Source organism: Nocardia sp. NPDC052254 (genome assembly GCF_040679495.1).
GTDB lineage: Bacteria > Actinomycetota > Actinomycetes > Mycobacteriales > Mycobacteriaceae > Nocardia.
Genome location: NZ_JBFAUW010000014.1, coordinates 116,771 through 130,894, shown reverse-complemented (window position 1 = coordinate 130,894; position 14,124 = coordinate 116,771). Strand labels below are relative to the sequence as shown.

At 67.6% G+C, this 14,124-nt stretch carries 15 protein-coding genes; 7 read left to right on the top strand and 8 right to left on the bottom strand.

All coding sequences use genetic code 11. The features are described 5' to 3' along the window. A partial coding sequence (locus AB0L57_RS27655; protein WP_364968062.1) for an ATP-binding cassette domain-containing protein occupies positions 1-212 on the bottom strand: 212 nt, incomplete at its 3' end. A gap of 310 nt (positions 213-522) precedes the next feature. Next, a complete protein-coding gene (mftR, locus tag AB0L57_RS27650; RefSeq protein WP_364968045.1) occupies positions 523-1,128 on the bottom strand; it encodes a mycofactocin system transcriptional regulator in 606 nt (201 codons plus the stop codon). A gap of 77 nt (positions 1,129-1,205) precedes the next feature. Between mftR and mftA the strand changes: the two genes are divergently transcribed. The 5 genes from mftA to AB0L57_RS27625 all read left to right on the top strand — a co-directional run bounded on the left by mftA (position 1,206) and on the right by AB0L57_RS27625 (position 4,872). Continuing rightward, positions 1,206-1,316: a mycofactocin precursor MftA gene (gene mftA, locus AB0L57_RS27645; protein ID WP_364968039.1), complete on the top strand. Its 111-nt coding sequence runs from the start codon at positions 1,206-1,208 to the stop codon at positions 1,314-1,316. Then, positions 1,306-1,590, top strand: coding sequence for a mycofactocin biosynthesis chaperone MftB (mftB, locus tag AB0L57_RS27640; protein ID WP_364968037.1), 285 nt, complete (start codon positions 1,306-1,308; stop codon positions 1,588-1,590). Before mftA ends, mftB begins: the two co-directional genes overlap by 11 nt. Before the next feature lie 9 nt (positions 1,591-1,599). Next, complete coding sequence (gene mftC, locus AB0L57_RS27635) at positions 1,600-2,781, top strand: mycofactocin radical SAM maturase (RefSeq protein ID WP_364968036.1); 1,182 nt, start codon at positions 1,600-1,602, stop codon at positions 2,779-2,781. Positions 2,782-2,911: 130 nt separating this feature from the next. Further along, positions 2,912-4,084 carry a pre-mycofactocin synthase MftD gene (gene mftD, locus AB0L57_RS27630; RefSeq protein ID WP_364968034.1) on the top strand — a complete coding sequence of 391 codons (1,173 nt, stop codon included), beginning with the start codon at positions 2,912-2,914 and terminating at the stop codon, positions 4,082-4,084. Next, on the top strand, positions 4,084-4,872 hold the full coding sequence (locus tag AB0L57_RS27625) for a mycofactocin-coupled SDR family oxidoreductase (RefSeq protein WP_364968031.1): 789 nt from the start codon (positions 4,084-4,086) through the stop codon (positions 4,870-4,872). The genes mftD and AB0L57_RS27625 overlap by 1 nt, the downstream gene beginning before the upstream one ends. 378 nt (positions 4,873-5,250) lie before the next feature. On the opposite strand, the gene AB0L57_RS27620 is transcribed toward AB0L57_RS27625, so the two are convergent. The 4 genes from AB0L57_RS27620 to AB0L57_RS27605 are packed head-to-tail and all read right to left on the bottom strand — an operon-like array spanning position 5,251 to position 10,052. Next, on the bottom strand, positions 5,251-6,816 hold the full coding sequence (locus AB0L57_RS27620) for a class I adenylate-forming enzyme family protein (RefSeq protein ID WP_364968028.1): 1,566 nt from the start codon (positions 6,814-6,816) through the stop codon (positions 5,251-5,253). Next, a complete protein-coding gene (locus AB0L57_RS27615) occupies positions 6,809-8,425 on the bottom strand; it encodes a class I adenylate-forming enzyme family protein (protein ID WP_364968026.1) in 1,617 nt (538 codons plus the stop codon). The genes AB0L57_RS27620 and AB0L57_RS27615 overlap by 8 nt, the downstream gene beginning before the upstream one ends. After that, on the bottom strand, positions 8,425-9,240 hold the full coding sequence (locus AB0L57_RS27610) for an enoyl-CoA hydratase/isomerase family protein (RefSeq protein ID WP_364968023.1): 816 nt from the start codon (positions 9,238-9,240) through the stop codon (positions 8,425-8,427). Before AB0L57_RS27610 ends, AB0L57_RS27615 begins: the two co-directional genes overlap by 1 nt. A 56-nt stretch (positions 9,241-9,296) precedes the next feature. Further along, positions 9,297-10,052 carry an enoyl-CoA hydratase-related protein gene (locus AB0L57_RS27605; protein WP_364968059.1) on the bottom strand — a complete coding sequence of 252 codons (756 nt, stop codon included), beginning with the start codon at positions 10,050-10,052 and terminating at the stop codon, positions 9,297-9,299. 168 nt (positions 10,053-10,220) lie between these two features. Between AB0L57_RS27605 and AB0L57_RS27600 the strand changes: the two genes are divergently transcribed. After that, positions 10,221-10,895, top strand: coding sequence for a hypothetical protein (locus AB0L57_RS27600; RefSeq protein WP_364968021.1), 675 nt, complete (start codon positions 10,221-10,223; stop codon positions 10,893-10,895). A 33-nt stretch (positions 10,896-10,928) separates the two neighbouring features. Here the strand turns inward: AB0L57_RS27600 and AB0L57_RS27595 are convergent, their stop codons facing one another. After that, complete coding sequence (locus AB0L57_RS27595; protein WP_364968018.1) at positions 10,929-11,807, bottom strand: TetR/AcrR family transcriptional regulator C-terminal domain-containing protein; 879 nt, start codon at positions 11,805-11,807, stop codon at positions 10,929-10,931. 258 nt (positions 11,808-12,065) lie between these two features. Between AB0L57_RS27595 and AB0L57_RS27590 the strand changes: the two genes are divergently transcribed. Then, positions 12,066-12,863, top strand: a complete 798-nt coding sequence (locus AB0L57_RS27590) for an SDR family oxidoreductase (RefSeq protein WP_364968015.1) — start codon at positions 12,066-12,068, stop codon at positions 12,861-12,863. Positions 12,864-12,899: 36 nt separating this feature from the next. On the opposite strand, the gene AB0L57_RS27585 is transcribed toward AB0L57_RS27590, so the two are convergent. Then, positions 12,900-14,090, bottom strand: a complete 1,191-nt coding sequence (locus AB0L57_RS27585) for an acyl-CoA dehydrogenase family protein (RefSeq protein ID WP_364968011.1) — start codon at positions 14,088-14,090, stop codon at positions 12,900-12,902. Positions 14,091-14,124: the final 34 nt, after the last annotated feature.

Genomic DNA, 14,124 nt, shown 5'->3' with positions numbered 1-14,124 from the left:
CACGTCGTGATATCGGTCCCGTCGATGTAGATCGAGCCACGCTCCGGCCGCAACAGACCGATCAACGACTTCAGAAAAACGGACTTACCGGTACCAGAGGGGCCGAGCAGCGCACTGACTTCCCCCGTCGGCAGGGTCAAGGTGACATCCTGCCAAATTCGCTGGGACCCGAAAGATTTCGTGACACCTTCGGTCCTGACCTCGACGCCCACGTCAACCTCCACCGATCTTCCGACGAGCGCTCGCCGTTCCGGCTCGCCCGCGGCGGGCACGTCCATGGCCCGTGCGTGCCCGCCGATGATGCGGAGCTCCTGTCCGCGATCGACATATGTTAACGCAAATTCTCGCCCTGTAAAGGGTCGATCTTGAGGCGGAGCGGTAACTGGACCGATGAGTTTGTCCTGCTCATATTGGATTTTTGGGCAAATCCCCGCTCTGGTCACCATTGTGAGAAGTGACTGTTGAAAAGGGGTGCTCGTCGTGATGTGCCTGGTCCCGGCGATGGGGTGCCGCGGGGTGTGGTCAGAGGTCGAAGCCGGAGCCCCAGTGCTGCAGGGCTCGGTCGAGGATGTCGGTGAGCTGCTCGTCGGGGTGGTCGAGCCAGTGTTCGTATCCGGCGATGGCGACACCGAGTGCGCAGTGGCCCACGACCTGGGGGAGCAGGTCGCGCGTCTGCGATCCCATTCTGCGGGCGGTGAATTCGGCGACGACGTTGCGCCATTCCTGGTACCGAAGTGTCGAGTGTGCTTGCAGGGTGGGGACTTTGAGGATCAATTCCATGCGTTTGCGGTGCCAGGGGACCTCGTCCGGGTCGTAGTCGTTGAACGCGACGACGACGGTGCGGATGGCGTCGGCGACGGGCTGATCCGGCGCGCACCGGGCGAACAGGTCGCGCATGGCCTGCAGTTGCTCGGTGAAGTTGCCCCAGACGACGTCGTTCTTGGACTCGAAGTAGCGGAAGAAGGTGCGCTTGCTGACCCCGACCGCCGCCGCGATGTCTTCGACCGTGGTGTCGTCGAAACCGCGCTTCTCGAACAGGTCGAACGCGGCTCGTTCCAGCTCCGCCGCACTCGTCGAAGGCTTGCGACCTGCGCGTACGCGGGGGCCGGCAACTTTTTCCGCCGTCACCCCTTCCGTTTTGTCACCTGGTGACATTATGCTGTGCCTCACACCCGTTATCCATCGCCCGACTCGAAGGAGCGATCATGAAAGAACCCGTCACCAGCCAGACAGTAGTCCCCGCCGAGGACGGTCTCGTCGAAGACGACCTGCTCGTCGAAGATGTGTCGATCGATGGCATGTGCGGTGTCTACTGACGGTTTCGATCCGGCCGGCTCGTATCGGCTCGCGCCCTCGATCTCGTTGCGGCCCGAGCCGTTCGGGGCGCTGGTCTACGACTTCACCACCCGCCGCCTGTCGTTTCTGAAGACGAAACAACTGGTGGCGGTGGTGGAGGGGCTGGCCGAAGCGCCCGACGCGGCCGCCGCGCTGGCGGCCGCGGGGGTCGGTCCGGACGAACGCCCGAGTTATCTCCACGCACTCGCGGGCCTGCTGAAGGCAGGCACGATCGAGTCCCGCCCCGGCGAATGAGGATCACCGATGAAACTGGTCGAACATTTCAAGAATGGTCTCGAGGCGCCGATCTGCCTGACCTGGGAACTGACCTATGCCTGCAATCTGGCGTGTGAGCATTGCCTGTCGTCGTCGGGGCGGCGTGATCCGCGGGAGTTGACGACCGCGGAGTGCAAGGCGTTCATCGACGAGCTCGAGCGGATGCAGGTCTTCTATGTCAACATCGGCGGCGGTGAGCCGACGGTGCGCAGCGATTTCTGGGAGCTGCTGGACTACGCGATCGCTCATCATGTCGGAGTCAAGTTCTCCACCAACGGTGTTCGCCTCACCCCCGAACGCGCCCGGCAGCTGGCCGCCACCGATTACGTCGATGTGCAGATCTCCATCGACGGCGCCACCGCCGAGGTGAACGACGCGGTGCGCGGTCCCGGATCGTTCGACACCGCGATGCAGGCCATGCAGAATCTCGCGGACGCGGGGTTCGAGAACTTCAAGATCTCGGTCGTGATGACCCGTCACAATGTGGATCAGCTCGACGAGTTCAAGGCCATCGCGGACCGTTTCGGCGCCCAGTTGCGCATCACCCGGCTGCGCCCGTCGGGGCGCGGCGCGGATGTGTGGAACGAGCTGCACCCCACGACCGATCAGCAGTTGAAGATCTACGACTGGCTCGTCGCCCACGGCGAGGGCGTGCTGACCGGGGACTCGTTCTTCCACCTCAACGCACTGGGCTCGACGCCGATCGCCGGTTTGAACCTGTGCGGCGCGGGCCGCGTGGTGTGCCTGGTCGATCCGGTCGGAGACGTCTACGCCTGCCCGTTCGCGATCCACGACGAATTCCTCGCCGGCAATGTCCGCGATACCGGCGGCTTCGACAGTGTCTGGCGCACATCGGATCTGTTCGAGCGCCTGCGCCAACCGCAGACCGGTGGCGCGTGCACGTCGTGTTCGGCCTATGACTCCTGTCAGGGCGGTTGTATGGCGGCGAAGTTCTTCACCGGACTGCCCCTGGACGGGCCCGATCCCGAATGCGTGCGCGGTAATGCCGAACTCGCCTTGGCCGGAGTCGGCGCGAAACCGCAACCGGACAAGAACCACTCGCGCAGCGCACGGCCGCGCCGCGCGGTCGCACTCGGAATACCCACCCGCGCCAAGGTCACCACACCCGACCGTGCGTGTGACACCAGTCCGCTCGCCGGACTCACCTGACCGTTCCGCCGACCCTCGAAGTCACCGCATCCGGCCGCCCGGATGCTCGCAGCATCTCGAACTGCGCATCCGGCGGCGACCGCACGACACGGCCGGCTGCCCGCACTTCGACCGCAACACAAGGATTCTCATGGCAAGCACACGTGACTGGTTCGAATCGGTCGCCGAGGCCCAGCGCCGCGCGAAGAGGCGCGTCCCGAAGGCCGTCTACCTCGCACTGCTGGCCGGTTCCGAGGCCGGCGCCACCCTCGACGACAATGCCGCGGCGTTCACCGAACTCGGCCTGCGCCCGCACATCGCCGATCTGCCCGCGACCCGCGAACTCGGCACCACCGTTCTCGGGCAGGAGATCTCGATGCCGGTGATCTGCTCACCCACCGGTGTGCAGGCGGTCGACCCGGCGGGTGAGGTGGGCGTGGCCCGTGGCGCCGCGATGTCGGGGACCGCGCTGGGGTTGTCGTCGTTCGGGTCCAAGCCGATCGAGGAGGTCGTGGCCGCCAACGACAAGACGTTCTTCCAGATCTATTGGCTCGGTAGCAGAGACGATATGGCCGCCCGGCTCGACCGCGCTCGCGAAGCGGGTGCCAAGGGCATCATCGTCACCCTCGACTGGGTGTTCGCGACCGCCCGCGACTGGGGCAGCCCGCCACTGCCGGAGAAGATCGATGTGAAGACCGCGGTGCGGTTCGCGCCCCAGGTCGTGACGAAGCCCGGCTGGCTGCTGCGCTTCGCCCGCTCGGGCAAACTGCCCGACCTCACCACCCCCAACCTCGTCGCACGCGGTGAGCAGGGGCCGACCTTCTTCGGCGCCTACGGCCAGTGGATGGGCACGCCGCCGGTCACCTGGGACGATCTCGCGTGGTTGCGGCAGCAGTGGGACGGGCCGTTCCTCATCAAGGGCATCGGCCGTCCCGATGACGCGAAGCGGGCTGTCGATGTCGGCGCGAGCGCCATCTCCGTGTCCAACCACGGCGGCAACAATCTCGACACCACCCCCGCGGCGATTCGCATGCTGCCCAGCGTCGTTCAGGCCGTCGGTGGCCAGGTCGAGATCCTGCTCGACGGTGGCATCCGCCGCGGTAGCGACGTCGTCAAGGCCGTCGCACTCGGCGCGAACGCCGTGATGATCGGGCGCCCGTACCTGTGGGGTATGGCCGCCGCCGGTGATCGCGGTGTGCACAACGTGCTCGAAGTGATCCGCCAGGGCATCGACTCGGCGCTCTACGGCCTGGGACATTCCTCGATCCACGACCTGTCTCCCGAGGACGTCATCGTGCCCGACGGATTCACCCGGGGGATGTAGTGGATCGGCCACCGGTCGCGGTCGTGACGGGAGCGGCGCGAGGTATCGGCGCCGCGACCGTGCACACACTCGCGGCCGGTGGCTGGCGCGTGGTGGCAGTGGATCTCTGCCACGACGACCCCGCGCTCGACTATCCGCTCGGCACCCGCGAGCAGCTCGCGGCGGTCGCGGCACCCTACGAGGGCGCCGTCGTCGACGTGCCCGGCGATGTCCGGAATCCGGAAGACCTCACCGCGGCAGTCGAACTCGCGCGCGAGCGATTTGGCGGCCTCGACGCCGCGGTGGCCGCGGCGGCGGTGATGACCGGCGGCCGGCCGCTGTGGGAGACCGGTACCGCGGACTGGGCGCCGATGTTCGACATCGGTGTCCACGGTATGGCCAACCTCGCCCGCGCCGCCATCCCGGCCATGCTCGCCGCGCCCGAACCCCGGACCGGGCGCTTCATCGGGATCGCCTCCAGCGCCGGTCATCACGGCATGTGGCACCTGTCGGGGTACAACGCCGCCAAACACGCCGTCGTCGGACTGATCAAGGGACTCGCCCACGACCTGCGGGGCACCGGAATCACCGCGTCGGCGGTCTCGCCGGGCTCCACCCGCACCGCGCTGCTCACCGAGACCGCGCGTCTGTACGACCTCGCCGACGTCGACGAATTCGCGGCCCATCAGCTGGTCGATCGGATCCTCGAACCCGAGGAGGTCGCTGCCACCGTGGCCTGGCTGTGCACACCCGAATCCGCGGCGGTCACCGGCAGCGTCGTCCACGCCGACGGCGGATTCCTTCCCTGACCGGGGAACCGATCGACGGCATCGAGCGCATCGATCGGCCGGACGTTTCTACAGTGAGCTCACCTCGATCACCGGATCGTTCCAGTACGACTACCGAACCCTGGTGACCAAGAGGATCGTTCCCGTGGCGAAGCAGAAGGGCGTCACGACCCGGGCCCATATCGTCGCGACCGGTGTCCTGGCCGCCGCACCGCATCGTCCCACCTCCCGGACGGGGGTGTTCAGCCGTTCCACTTCCATGAATCCTCCAGCGGATTGCCCGGATGCTGCGGACCATGCCGTGCCGAGCCGGCCGAATAATTAACTATTGGTCCTACAGTTTGACTGACAATATATTGAGGTGGCTGGCGGAGAAGGAGTTTCCGAGGAATTGCCGGGCTACCGCGCCGCGGCCGCCAGCATGTCGCGAAGGCCGTGGATGTCGACCTTTCCGGTGCTGCCGCGGGGGATGGCGTCCTCGGAATTCAACAGCAGCCAGACGGTCGGGATCTTGAAGGAACTCAACACCTCGCGTGCCGCCCGGCGCAGCCGGACCACGGTGATGGTCGCGGTATCGCACACCACCGCCGCGGCGACGCAGATCCCCTGGGGCGCTGCGATATCGGTGACGAAGGCGGCGGACACCCCGGCGAGGGTGCGCAGTGCGGCCTCCACCTCGGTGGGATACACGGTGGCGCCGCTGATCTTGACCATATCGTCGGATCTGCCGTGGTGGAACAGGAATCCGGCATCGTCGACATGGCCGAGGTCACCGGTGGAGTAGAAGCCGTCCCGAGTGAACAGTTGCTCGCGGCCGCGCCGGCACATACCGCGCAGGGTGTGCGGTCCGCGCAGCTGGATCACCCCTACCTCGCCCGGCGGAACAGGTAGTCCGTCTTCGGGATTCGCGATCCGGACCTCCATACCGCCGAACGGGCGTCCGCAGCTGCCCCAGGCCGCCGGCCGCATGTCGGTGTCGGCGGGGTAGCCACAGTAGGGGCCGAACGATTCGGTCATCCCGAACAGGTTGGCCCGTGCGCCGGGCCGGGGCCGCCGGTCCGGCGGCAGCATCGCGTCCAGACTTCCGGCGTGCAGTGGTGGAATCTCGACGCCGAGTTCACCGGCTCGGCGCGCCAGCGTCCGCGCCTGGTCGGGCCAGCCGCGGAACAGGGTGACACCGTGGTCGCGCAGCAATGCCAGGGTGCTCCGGTCGGTGGGGGTCGCCTCGGTCACCAGGGTCGCGCCGGCCGCCAATGCCGAGAGCAGGCCGCCGCCGAAGCCGCCGACCCAGAACAACGGCATCGGCAGATACAGCCGGGTTCCCGCATCGACGCAGCGGCTCGCCAGTCCGGAACGCACCGCGCCGAAGGCGTTTCCGTGCGAATGGATCACGCCCTTGGGCATGCCGCGGCTGCCCGAGGTGAACATGACCGCCAAGGGATCGGCCGGGGTGACGGTCGCGGTCAGCGCGTCCAGCACGGCCGCCGCCCGGTGATCCGGCGTCTCGGTGAGCAGGTCCGCGGCGAGTTGGACACCTCGCAGGGCGGGGAGCGCCGGATCCGGCGGCATCGGTTCGCGCGCCGGGGTGAGCTCGAGTTCATCGAGGTGGCGCCGGCCACGGAACTCCTCGACCGCGATGAGGTACTGCACGGCCGCGACGCGTAGCTGGGTGCGCAGCTCCGGCGGGCGCAGCAGTGTGCTCAGCGGTACGAGCACCGCCCCGATGCGCGTGACGGCGACCGCGAACCGCACCCACTCGGTGCCGTTGGGCATGAGCAGCCCGACCCGGGTGCCCTTGCCGACACCGCGGCCGATCAGTGTCGCGGCCAGATTCTGTGTCGCGGTGTCCAATTCGGCATAGGTGAGATAGGAGCCGGGGTCCACCACCATGGTGGCGTCCGGTGCCGCGGCCGCTCGCGCGCGGATGAGGCCGTCCATGGTCGCCACAGTGTCGGTGTCAGTCATCGAATACCTTCTTCAGCTCCCGCAGATCGACCTTGCCGCTGGACAGCAGTGGAACCTCGGCGGCGGTGATCACGGCGAACCGGCCGGGAATCTTGTAGGCCGACAACTGTGTCCGCAGCTGCGTCCGCAACGCCGCCTCGTCGAATGCGGCGGGCTCGTCCACCGTGACGACCGCCGCCACCTGCTGTCCGCGGCTCGGATGGGGCAGGCCGACGACATACGCGGTGCCGCCGGTGAGGTCGGCGATCGCCTTCTCGACCTCCGCGGGAGCGACGTTCGCGCCCGCGGTCTTGATCATGGCGCCGCTGCGTCCGAGGAAGTAGACGAATCCGTCCGCGTCGGTCCGGGCGAGGTCGCCGGTGTGGAACCACCCATCGGCGTCGAAGCATTCCTCGCGACTGCGTTTGTGATATCCCTGCATCAGGTAGGGGCCGCGCAGACAGAGTTCGCCGACCTCGCCGACGGCGACGGGCGCGCCGGTGCCGAGGTCGACGATCTCGGTCTCGAAGCCGGGCGCGGGCCGGCCGAAGGAGCCGCGCCGGTGCTCGGGCTGATCGGATTCGTCGGCGTCGATCAGGACGACACTGCCGGTCTCGGTCATACCGAGCAGGTTGTGGCGCAGCTCCGGATCGGCCGGGCGCAGCTCGGCGGGCATGATCGGGTAGAGATTGCCGCGCCGCAGCGAGGACAGATCGCGACCGGTGAAGCTCGGGTGCTGCGCGAGATGCGCGATCCCGGCCGCGAAACCATTCGCGACCGTGGGCTTTTCGGATTCGAGCAGATCGAGGGTGGCACTCGCGTCGGGGGAGTTGCTGCAGAGCAGCGTCGAGCCCGCGATGAGGGAGGCCACCAGCCCGAAGGCGAATCCGCCGATCCAGAAGAACGGCGAATTGCAGAACAGCACATCGGAGTCCACCAGTCCGCGGATCCGGTTGAGATTGCGCTGATGCTCGAGCAGCCCCGCCTGGGTGTGCACGACCCCCTTGGGCGCGCTCGTCGATCCCGAGGTGTAGACGATCGTCATCGGGTCGCAGCCGTCGACATCGTCCTCGACCGCCGTCAGCAGGGCGTCGTCGATGCCGCGCGCGGCCTGGATCAGCGAGCCGGCATCGTGCGGGCCGGGGCCCCCGTCGATGAGCACGTGCCGCAGCTGCGGCACCGCCGGGCAGAACAGACGGCCGGAGGAATCTCGCTCGGCCCCCGTGAGCACCTCGCCGAGCCGGCGCACATAGTCGTGCGAGCGGTACCCCGACGCTGCCAGCAGGATACTGGTGTCGCTGTGCACCAGCTGTTCTCGCAACTCGCGGGCGGTGGAGAAGGTGGAGAAGGGGACCACGACGGCCCCGATGCGGGCGATGGCGAGTGTCCCGACGACGAAGTCGGCGCCGTTGGGGTACAGCAGGCCGACATGGGTGCCCTTTCCCGCGCCGAGTGCGAGCAGACCGCGCGCCACCTCGGCCGAACGGCGTTGTGCCGCACCGTAGGTCAGCCGGTCGGCATCACAGATCAGCAGGGGGCGGTCGGATGCGGCGCCGGCGTGGGCCCGCAACAGCGGTGCGAGGGTGGTGGTGCCCGCGGCGGGCACCCTGTCGGTGTCGTGATCACTCATCAGCGGATCCAGGGTTCGGGCCGGGCGCGGCGCTCATCGGCATGTGCTGCCAATTCGGCCTTGCCCAGCGGATTTCCGAGTCGGGTGTAGATCAGGCCCTGATCCAGCGCGGCGCGATAGGGCCTGTCCAGCGACTCCCAGATCGCCTTCACGGTGCCCTGTGTCGCGGCCGCGGGTTTCGCGGCGATCGCCGCGGCGAGGCGATGGGCGCGCGGCCACAGCTGTTCGGGTGCCACCACTTCCGAGACCAGGCCGATCCGCAACGCGGTCTCGGCGCACACTCGTTCGTCATTGCCCATCAACGCGATGCGCAAGGTCTCCCCGAGGCCGATGCGCCGCCGCAGGCCGATCGGTTCCAGCGCCGACACCAATCCGGTCGAGACGTGTGAGTCGAAGAAGGTCGCCTCCGACGAGCAGATCACCACATCGGCCTCGTTGACGAAATAGAACCCGCCCGCGGTGCACATGCCCTGCACCGCGCACACGACCGGCTTCCACATCTTCTGCCATTTCGGGCTGAGCGCCTCGCCGGGATCTTCGTGATGCCACACGCTGTCGGGCTGGCCGTAGGGCTTGGTGATGTCCAATCCGGCGTTGAAGGCGCGGTCGCCGGCCGCGCGCAGCACCACCGCGTTGACCGAGTCGTCCGCCTTCACCAGCTGCCAGGCCCGGACCATCTCCTCGCACATGGTCCGGTCGAAGGCATTGAGACGCTCGGGCCGATTCAACGTGATGGTGGCGACCCGGTCGGCCGGATCGCGCTCCAGGAGGATGGTCTCGAAGGCGGTGTCGACGCGGTCCGCTTCACTGCTCATGGGCTTCGCCCGCTCTGAACGACATGTGCTTCCTCGTGATTCGACGGTGCGGAAACTCAGCGTCCTCGGAAGTCCGGCGTGCGCCGCTCCCGGAACGCTGCCAGTCCCTCTTTGAAATCGGTGGTTCGGCAAGCCAATTCGAGATCGAACAGCTCCTGGTTCAGCGATTGGCCGAGTGACGCGTGCTGCCCGTAGGCCAATGCCTGCTTGGTCAGCCCGATCGCGACCGTGGGACCGGCGGCGAGCCGGGCCAGCAGCGCGGCGACGGCGTCGTCGAGTTCGTCGGCGGGCACGCTGCTGTCGATCAGGCCCCAGTCCGTGGCCTGGGCGGCGCCGACCTTCTCGCCGAGCAGCAGCATCCGCTTGGCGCGGGTGAGTCCGATCAGCCGGGGCAACAGCCAGGTGGAGCCCGAGTCGGGGCTGAAGCCGTGGGTCAGGAACGGCTCCCAGAACACGGCGTCGTCGGCGGCCACGGTGAAATCCGCTGCCAGCGCGAGATTGCAGCCCAATCCGGCCGCCCAGCCGCGTACTGCGCAGACCACGGGAAGCTGAACGGTGTGCAGTAATTCGATCACCCGGTGTGCCGTGTGCGGAATGCGGCGGACCAGATCGCCGGTGCGGGGCCGGGGGCCGTCGGCGTTGTTGCTCGCCACCCAGTCCACGCCGGAACAGAAGTCGGCGCCGCTACCGCTCAGATGAATCGCGCGCAGCTCGGGGTCGCTCGCGGCGTCGGTCAGGGCCGCCACGAGCGTATCGATCATCGCGGCGCCGAGTGAATTCCTTGCCCCGGGACGATCGATGAGCAGGTGCATGATCGGGCCGTCGCGGCGGACGACGACCGTGCCGATGGGGGGTGCTCCGGTGTCAGTACTCACTGTTCCACCCGTATCTCGCAGAGCATACTGTCATATATACGGTATATGATACCGTTGTGCATTGCACAAGGCCGGTGGCGAACAGCCGGAGACGAAAGAGGGCTCATGCCGGAGTTTTCACGGTCCGATTCCGCCGCGCCACCTGCCCGGTTCGGTGCGACGCCGCTGGCTCAGACCCGTACGGCGGCGGCCGCGCTACGCCGGCTCACCGGATTGCTGCTGGCACAGGAACATCCACACCCTGCGGTCGAGGATCTGCTCGCGCGGGTCCCGGACTGGGAACGGGACCTGTCGGCCACCGCGCCGTCGGACTGTTCGCCGCGGATCGGCGACGGTGCGGGGGAGAATCAGCGGATATATCTCGACCACGCCTTCGGCATCGGCGAGTACAACCCCGTTTTCCCCGAATATCACTTCGAGCGAATGGATCCGGAGCGAGCCGGCGGGGTGGTGAGTTTCCCGCTGGCCTTCGAGGGGCCTCCGGGACTGGTGCACGGCGGATTTCTCGGTGTGCTCTTCGATTGCGTCGTCCAGCACCACAATTGTGCCGTGGGCCGTGCGGGTAAGACGCGGTCGCTGATGGTGACCTATCGCCGTCCGACGCCGCTGCTGACCGAACTGCGATTCGACATCGAGCGATCGGCCGGGGAGCGCTCGCTCGTCTCGACGGCTCGTCTGACGCTCGGGGACACCCTGTTGTGCACGGGGTCGGTCGAGGCGGTCGCCGCCGCGCCGGACACCCTGGCGGGGACGCGCTACGGCGAGCGCGGGCCGGCGTGAGGACGAATCGAGTCGCCGGCCCGCGCTGCGATGCTATTTCGCCGCAGTGGATTTGGCCGAGCGTCGCGTGGCCGGTGACTTTGCCGTCGTCTTCTTGACCGCGGTGGTCTTCTTCGCTGCGACGGTCTTCTTCGCCGGTGCTTTCTTGGCGGCCGGCTTCGCCGTCGCGGTCCGCTTCGGCGCGGTCGCCCGCTGCGCGCGCCCGCCGGATCCGGCCGCGATCAGCCGATCGGCGTGCTCGAGGATGCGGTCGAGCCCGTACTCGAAGTTGCGGTCGTCGGGCGCACCACTGTGCAGACCCTTGGTACTCGCCTCCGCGAGCAGTGGGGTGGTGTCGGGGGAGATGGTGAGATTCTCGTAGTACGCGCTCGCGCCCGACTCCGATTCCTTGTTCTTGTCGTAGAGCCGTTGCAGCACAACGGTTCCGTGCACGTGCAGCTGGACCGCCGAGTAGGTGTCCACGGCCTCTTCGAGAGTGAGGCCGGCCTCGACCAGGTTGGCGATCACCTGCTCGGTCTGCTGGGCGCCCAGCTGCGCCGCCTCCGGGCTCAGTGCCGAGCGGATGAGGATGAGGTCGCAGAGAATCGGGTTGTGCGCGAAGGTCTTCCGCATGGTGCGGGCGTGCCGGCGGAGCGATTCACGCCAGTCGCTGGCCTCGACGAACGGGGTGACGAACGTGGCGTACTGGTGCAGCGCCCGGTCGGTCATCGCGTTGAGCAGGTCGTCCTTCTTGCGGAAGTACCAGTAGATGCTGGTGACACCGACATCCAGATGCTTGCCCAGCATCGGCATGCTCAGGTTGTCCAGCGAGACCTGTTCGGCGAGTTCGAAGGCACCGTCGATGATGTCCTCGGGATTGAGCGAACCGCGCTCACGCCGCGGTCGTTTCTCTGCGGCTGCCCGCTTCGCCATGGTCGCGACCACCTCCGTGAAGTCCGTTGTCTCCGAGTCCGTCCACTCTCCGTCGAAAGCGGCAGAACGCTCATAGTACCTCTCACCGTAAATCCTACTGCGGGCGCTTCTATCGGCGCGTCGCCGACCCGGCGGCGGTGCGCGCGGGTCACCTTGTTTTGAATGTATTACAGTATGGCTTTTTGTTATGCTCGCCGCGAGATGTGGGGCGCGATGTGCGGCCACGCATGTTCGTCGCGAGGTGGAGGTGGCAGCGCCATGGATCTGGGACTGAAGGATGCGGCGGCGGTGGTGGTCGGCGGCAGCCGGGGGATGGGGCTGGCCACCGCCCGGTGCCTGGCCGAGGAGGGTGCCCGGGTGGCGGTGCTGGGGCGCGCCCGTGATGCTCTCGATCACGCGGTCGGCGAGCTGTCGCGCAGCGGCAGTCCCGATGCCGTCGGACTCGTGGCGGATGTGCGCGACGGCGCGGCGATCGAGGCGGCGTTCGCGGAACTGGGCAGGCGCTGGGACGGCGAACTCAATGTTCTGGTCAACACCGTCGGCCCCTATGTCCAGGGCAGTTTCGACGTGCTGGCCGACGAGCAGTGGCGCGAGGCCGTCGACGACGGGGTGATGTCGATGGTGCGCAGTGTCCGGGCCGCGCTGCCGTTGCTGCGCAGGGCGCAGTGGGCGCGCATCGTCAACTTCTCCGCGCATTCCACGCAGCGGCAGAGCGTTCCACTGGTGGCCTACACGGCGGCCAAGGCCATGCTGACGAGCGCGTCGAAGAATCTGTCGCTACTGCTGGCGCCCGAGGAGATCCTGGTGAACGTGGTCTCGCCCGGCACGTTCGTCACCCCGGGCCTGGTCGACTGGGCCCGCTCGGTCGGCATCGACAGCGAGGACCCCTACCGGCTCATGTCGGTCATCGGTGAGCATTACGGTCATCCAGCGCAGCTGCCGCGCGCCGGCCGCCCCGAGGAGATCGGCCCGGTGGTGACATTTCTGGCCTCGCGCCGCAACTCGTACATGACCGGCGCGAACGTCAATGTCGACGGCGGATCGGATTTCACCTGACCGCCCGGGGCGCCGGTGCGCGCGACGGCCGGCGGATCACAGGCGGTAGTCGCGCAGCACGCCCTTGCTGATGATCCGTTTCTGGATCTCACTGGTTCCCTCGCCGATCAGCATGAACGGCGCTTCGCGCATGAGCCGCTCGATCTCGTATTCGATCGAATAGCCGTACCCGCCGTGGATGCGGAAACTCGCCTGGGTGATCTCGTTGCAGAACTCGCTGGCCAGGTATTTGGCCATCCCGGCGGCCACGTCGTTGCGCTCACCGGAGTCCTTGAGCCGGGCCGCGTTGACCATCATCAGGTGGGCGGCCTCGACCTTGGTGGCCATCTCCGCCAGCGCGAAGCCGATCGCCTGATGGTCGACGATGGGTTTGCCGAACGTCGAGCGCTGCTGCGCGTAGCGGGCGCCGAGTTCGAAGGCGCGCAAGCCGATTCCGCAGGCGCGCGCGGCGACGTTGACGCGGCCCACCTCGACGCCGTCCATCATCTGTGTGAAGCCGTGACCGGGCAGGCCGCCGAGTACCGTGCCGGCCGGTGCGGCGTAGCCGTCGAGCAGCAGCTCGGTGGTGTCGATGCCCTTGTACCCCATCTTGTGGATCTTGCCGGGGACGGTCAGCCCGGGTGCGACGGTGCCCAGCCCGGTCGGCTTCTCGATCAGGAAGGTCGTGAGGTTCTCGTGCGGGCGTTCCCGGCCCTCGTCGGTGCGGACCAGCACGGCCACCAGGTTGGCCGTCGAACCGTTGGTCAGCCACATCTTGCGGCCGTCGATGCGGTAGTCGCCGGCCGCGTCGCGCACCGCCTTGGTCTTGATCGCCGCCACGTCGGAGCCGAGTTCGGGTTCCGACATCGAGAACGCGCCGCGAATCTCACCGGTCGCCATGCGCGGCAGGAAGTGCCGGCGCTGCTGCGGTGTGCCGTGCCGGGCGATCAGGTAGGCCACGATGAAATGCGTGTTGATCACCCCCGAGACGCTCATCCAGCCGCGGGCGAGTTCCTCGACGCACAGCGCGTAGGTGAGCAGGGATTCGCCGAGACCTCCGAATTCCTCGGAAATGGTCAGGCCGAACAGGCCCATCGCGGCCATCTGATCCACGATCGCCTGCGGATAGGTATCGGTCCGCTCCAGCTCCGGAGCATTCGGAATGATCTGCTTGTCCACGAAAGTGCGCACGGCGGCGAGGATTTCGGTCTGCGCCTCGGTCAGTCCGTGGGTTTGTGCGAGTTTCACCTGTGTGTCCGTTCCGTTGTCGTCCGCCGCGGTC

What these genes read in the sequence shown, in the direction of transcription:
- mftC (WP_364968036.1), top strand. Translation starts at nt 1,600, where the DNA reads ATGAAACTGGTCGAACATTTCAAGAATGGTCTCGAGGCGCCGATCTGC.
- AB0L57_RS27600 (WP_364968021.1), top strand. Translation starts at nt 10,221, where the DNA reads ATGCCGGAGTTTTCACGGTCCGATTCCGCCGCGCCACCTGCCCGGTTC.
- AB0L57_RS27620 (WP_364968028.1), bottom strand. Translation starts at nt 6,816, where the DNA reads ATGACTGACACCGACACTGTGGCGACCATGGACGGCCTCATCCGCGCG.
- AB0L57_RS27610 (WP_364968023.1), bottom strand. Translation starts at nt 9,240, where the DNA reads ATGAGCAGTGAAGCGGACCGCGTCGACACCGCCTTCGAGACCATCCTC.
- mftA (WP_364968039.1), top strand. Translation starts at nt 1,206, where the DNA reads ATGAAAGAACCCGTCACCAGCCAGACAGTAGTCCCCGCCGAGGACGGT.
- AB0L57_RS27615 (WP_364968026.1), bottom strand. Translation starts at nt 8,425, where the DNA reads ATGAGTGATCACGACACCGACAGGGTGCCCGCCGCGGGCACCACCACC.
- AB0L57_RS27590 (WP_364968015.1), top strand. Translation starts at nt 12,066, where the DNA reads ATGGATCTGGGACTGAAGGATGCGGCGGCGGTGGTGGTCGGCGGCAGC.
- mftD (WP_364968034.1), top strand. Translation starts at nt 2,912, where the DNA reads ATGGCAAGCACACGTGACTGGTTCGAATCGGTCGCCGAGGCCCAGCGC.
- AB0L57_RS27605 (WP_364968059.1), bottom strand. Translation starts at nt 10,052, where the DNA reads ATGCACCTGCTCATCGATCGTCCCGGGGCAAGGAATTCACTCGGCGCC.
- AB0L57_RS27595 (WP_364968018.1), bottom strand. Translation starts at nt 11,807, where the DNA reads ATGGCGAAGCGGGCAGCCGCAGAGAAACGACCGCGGCGTGAGCGCGGT.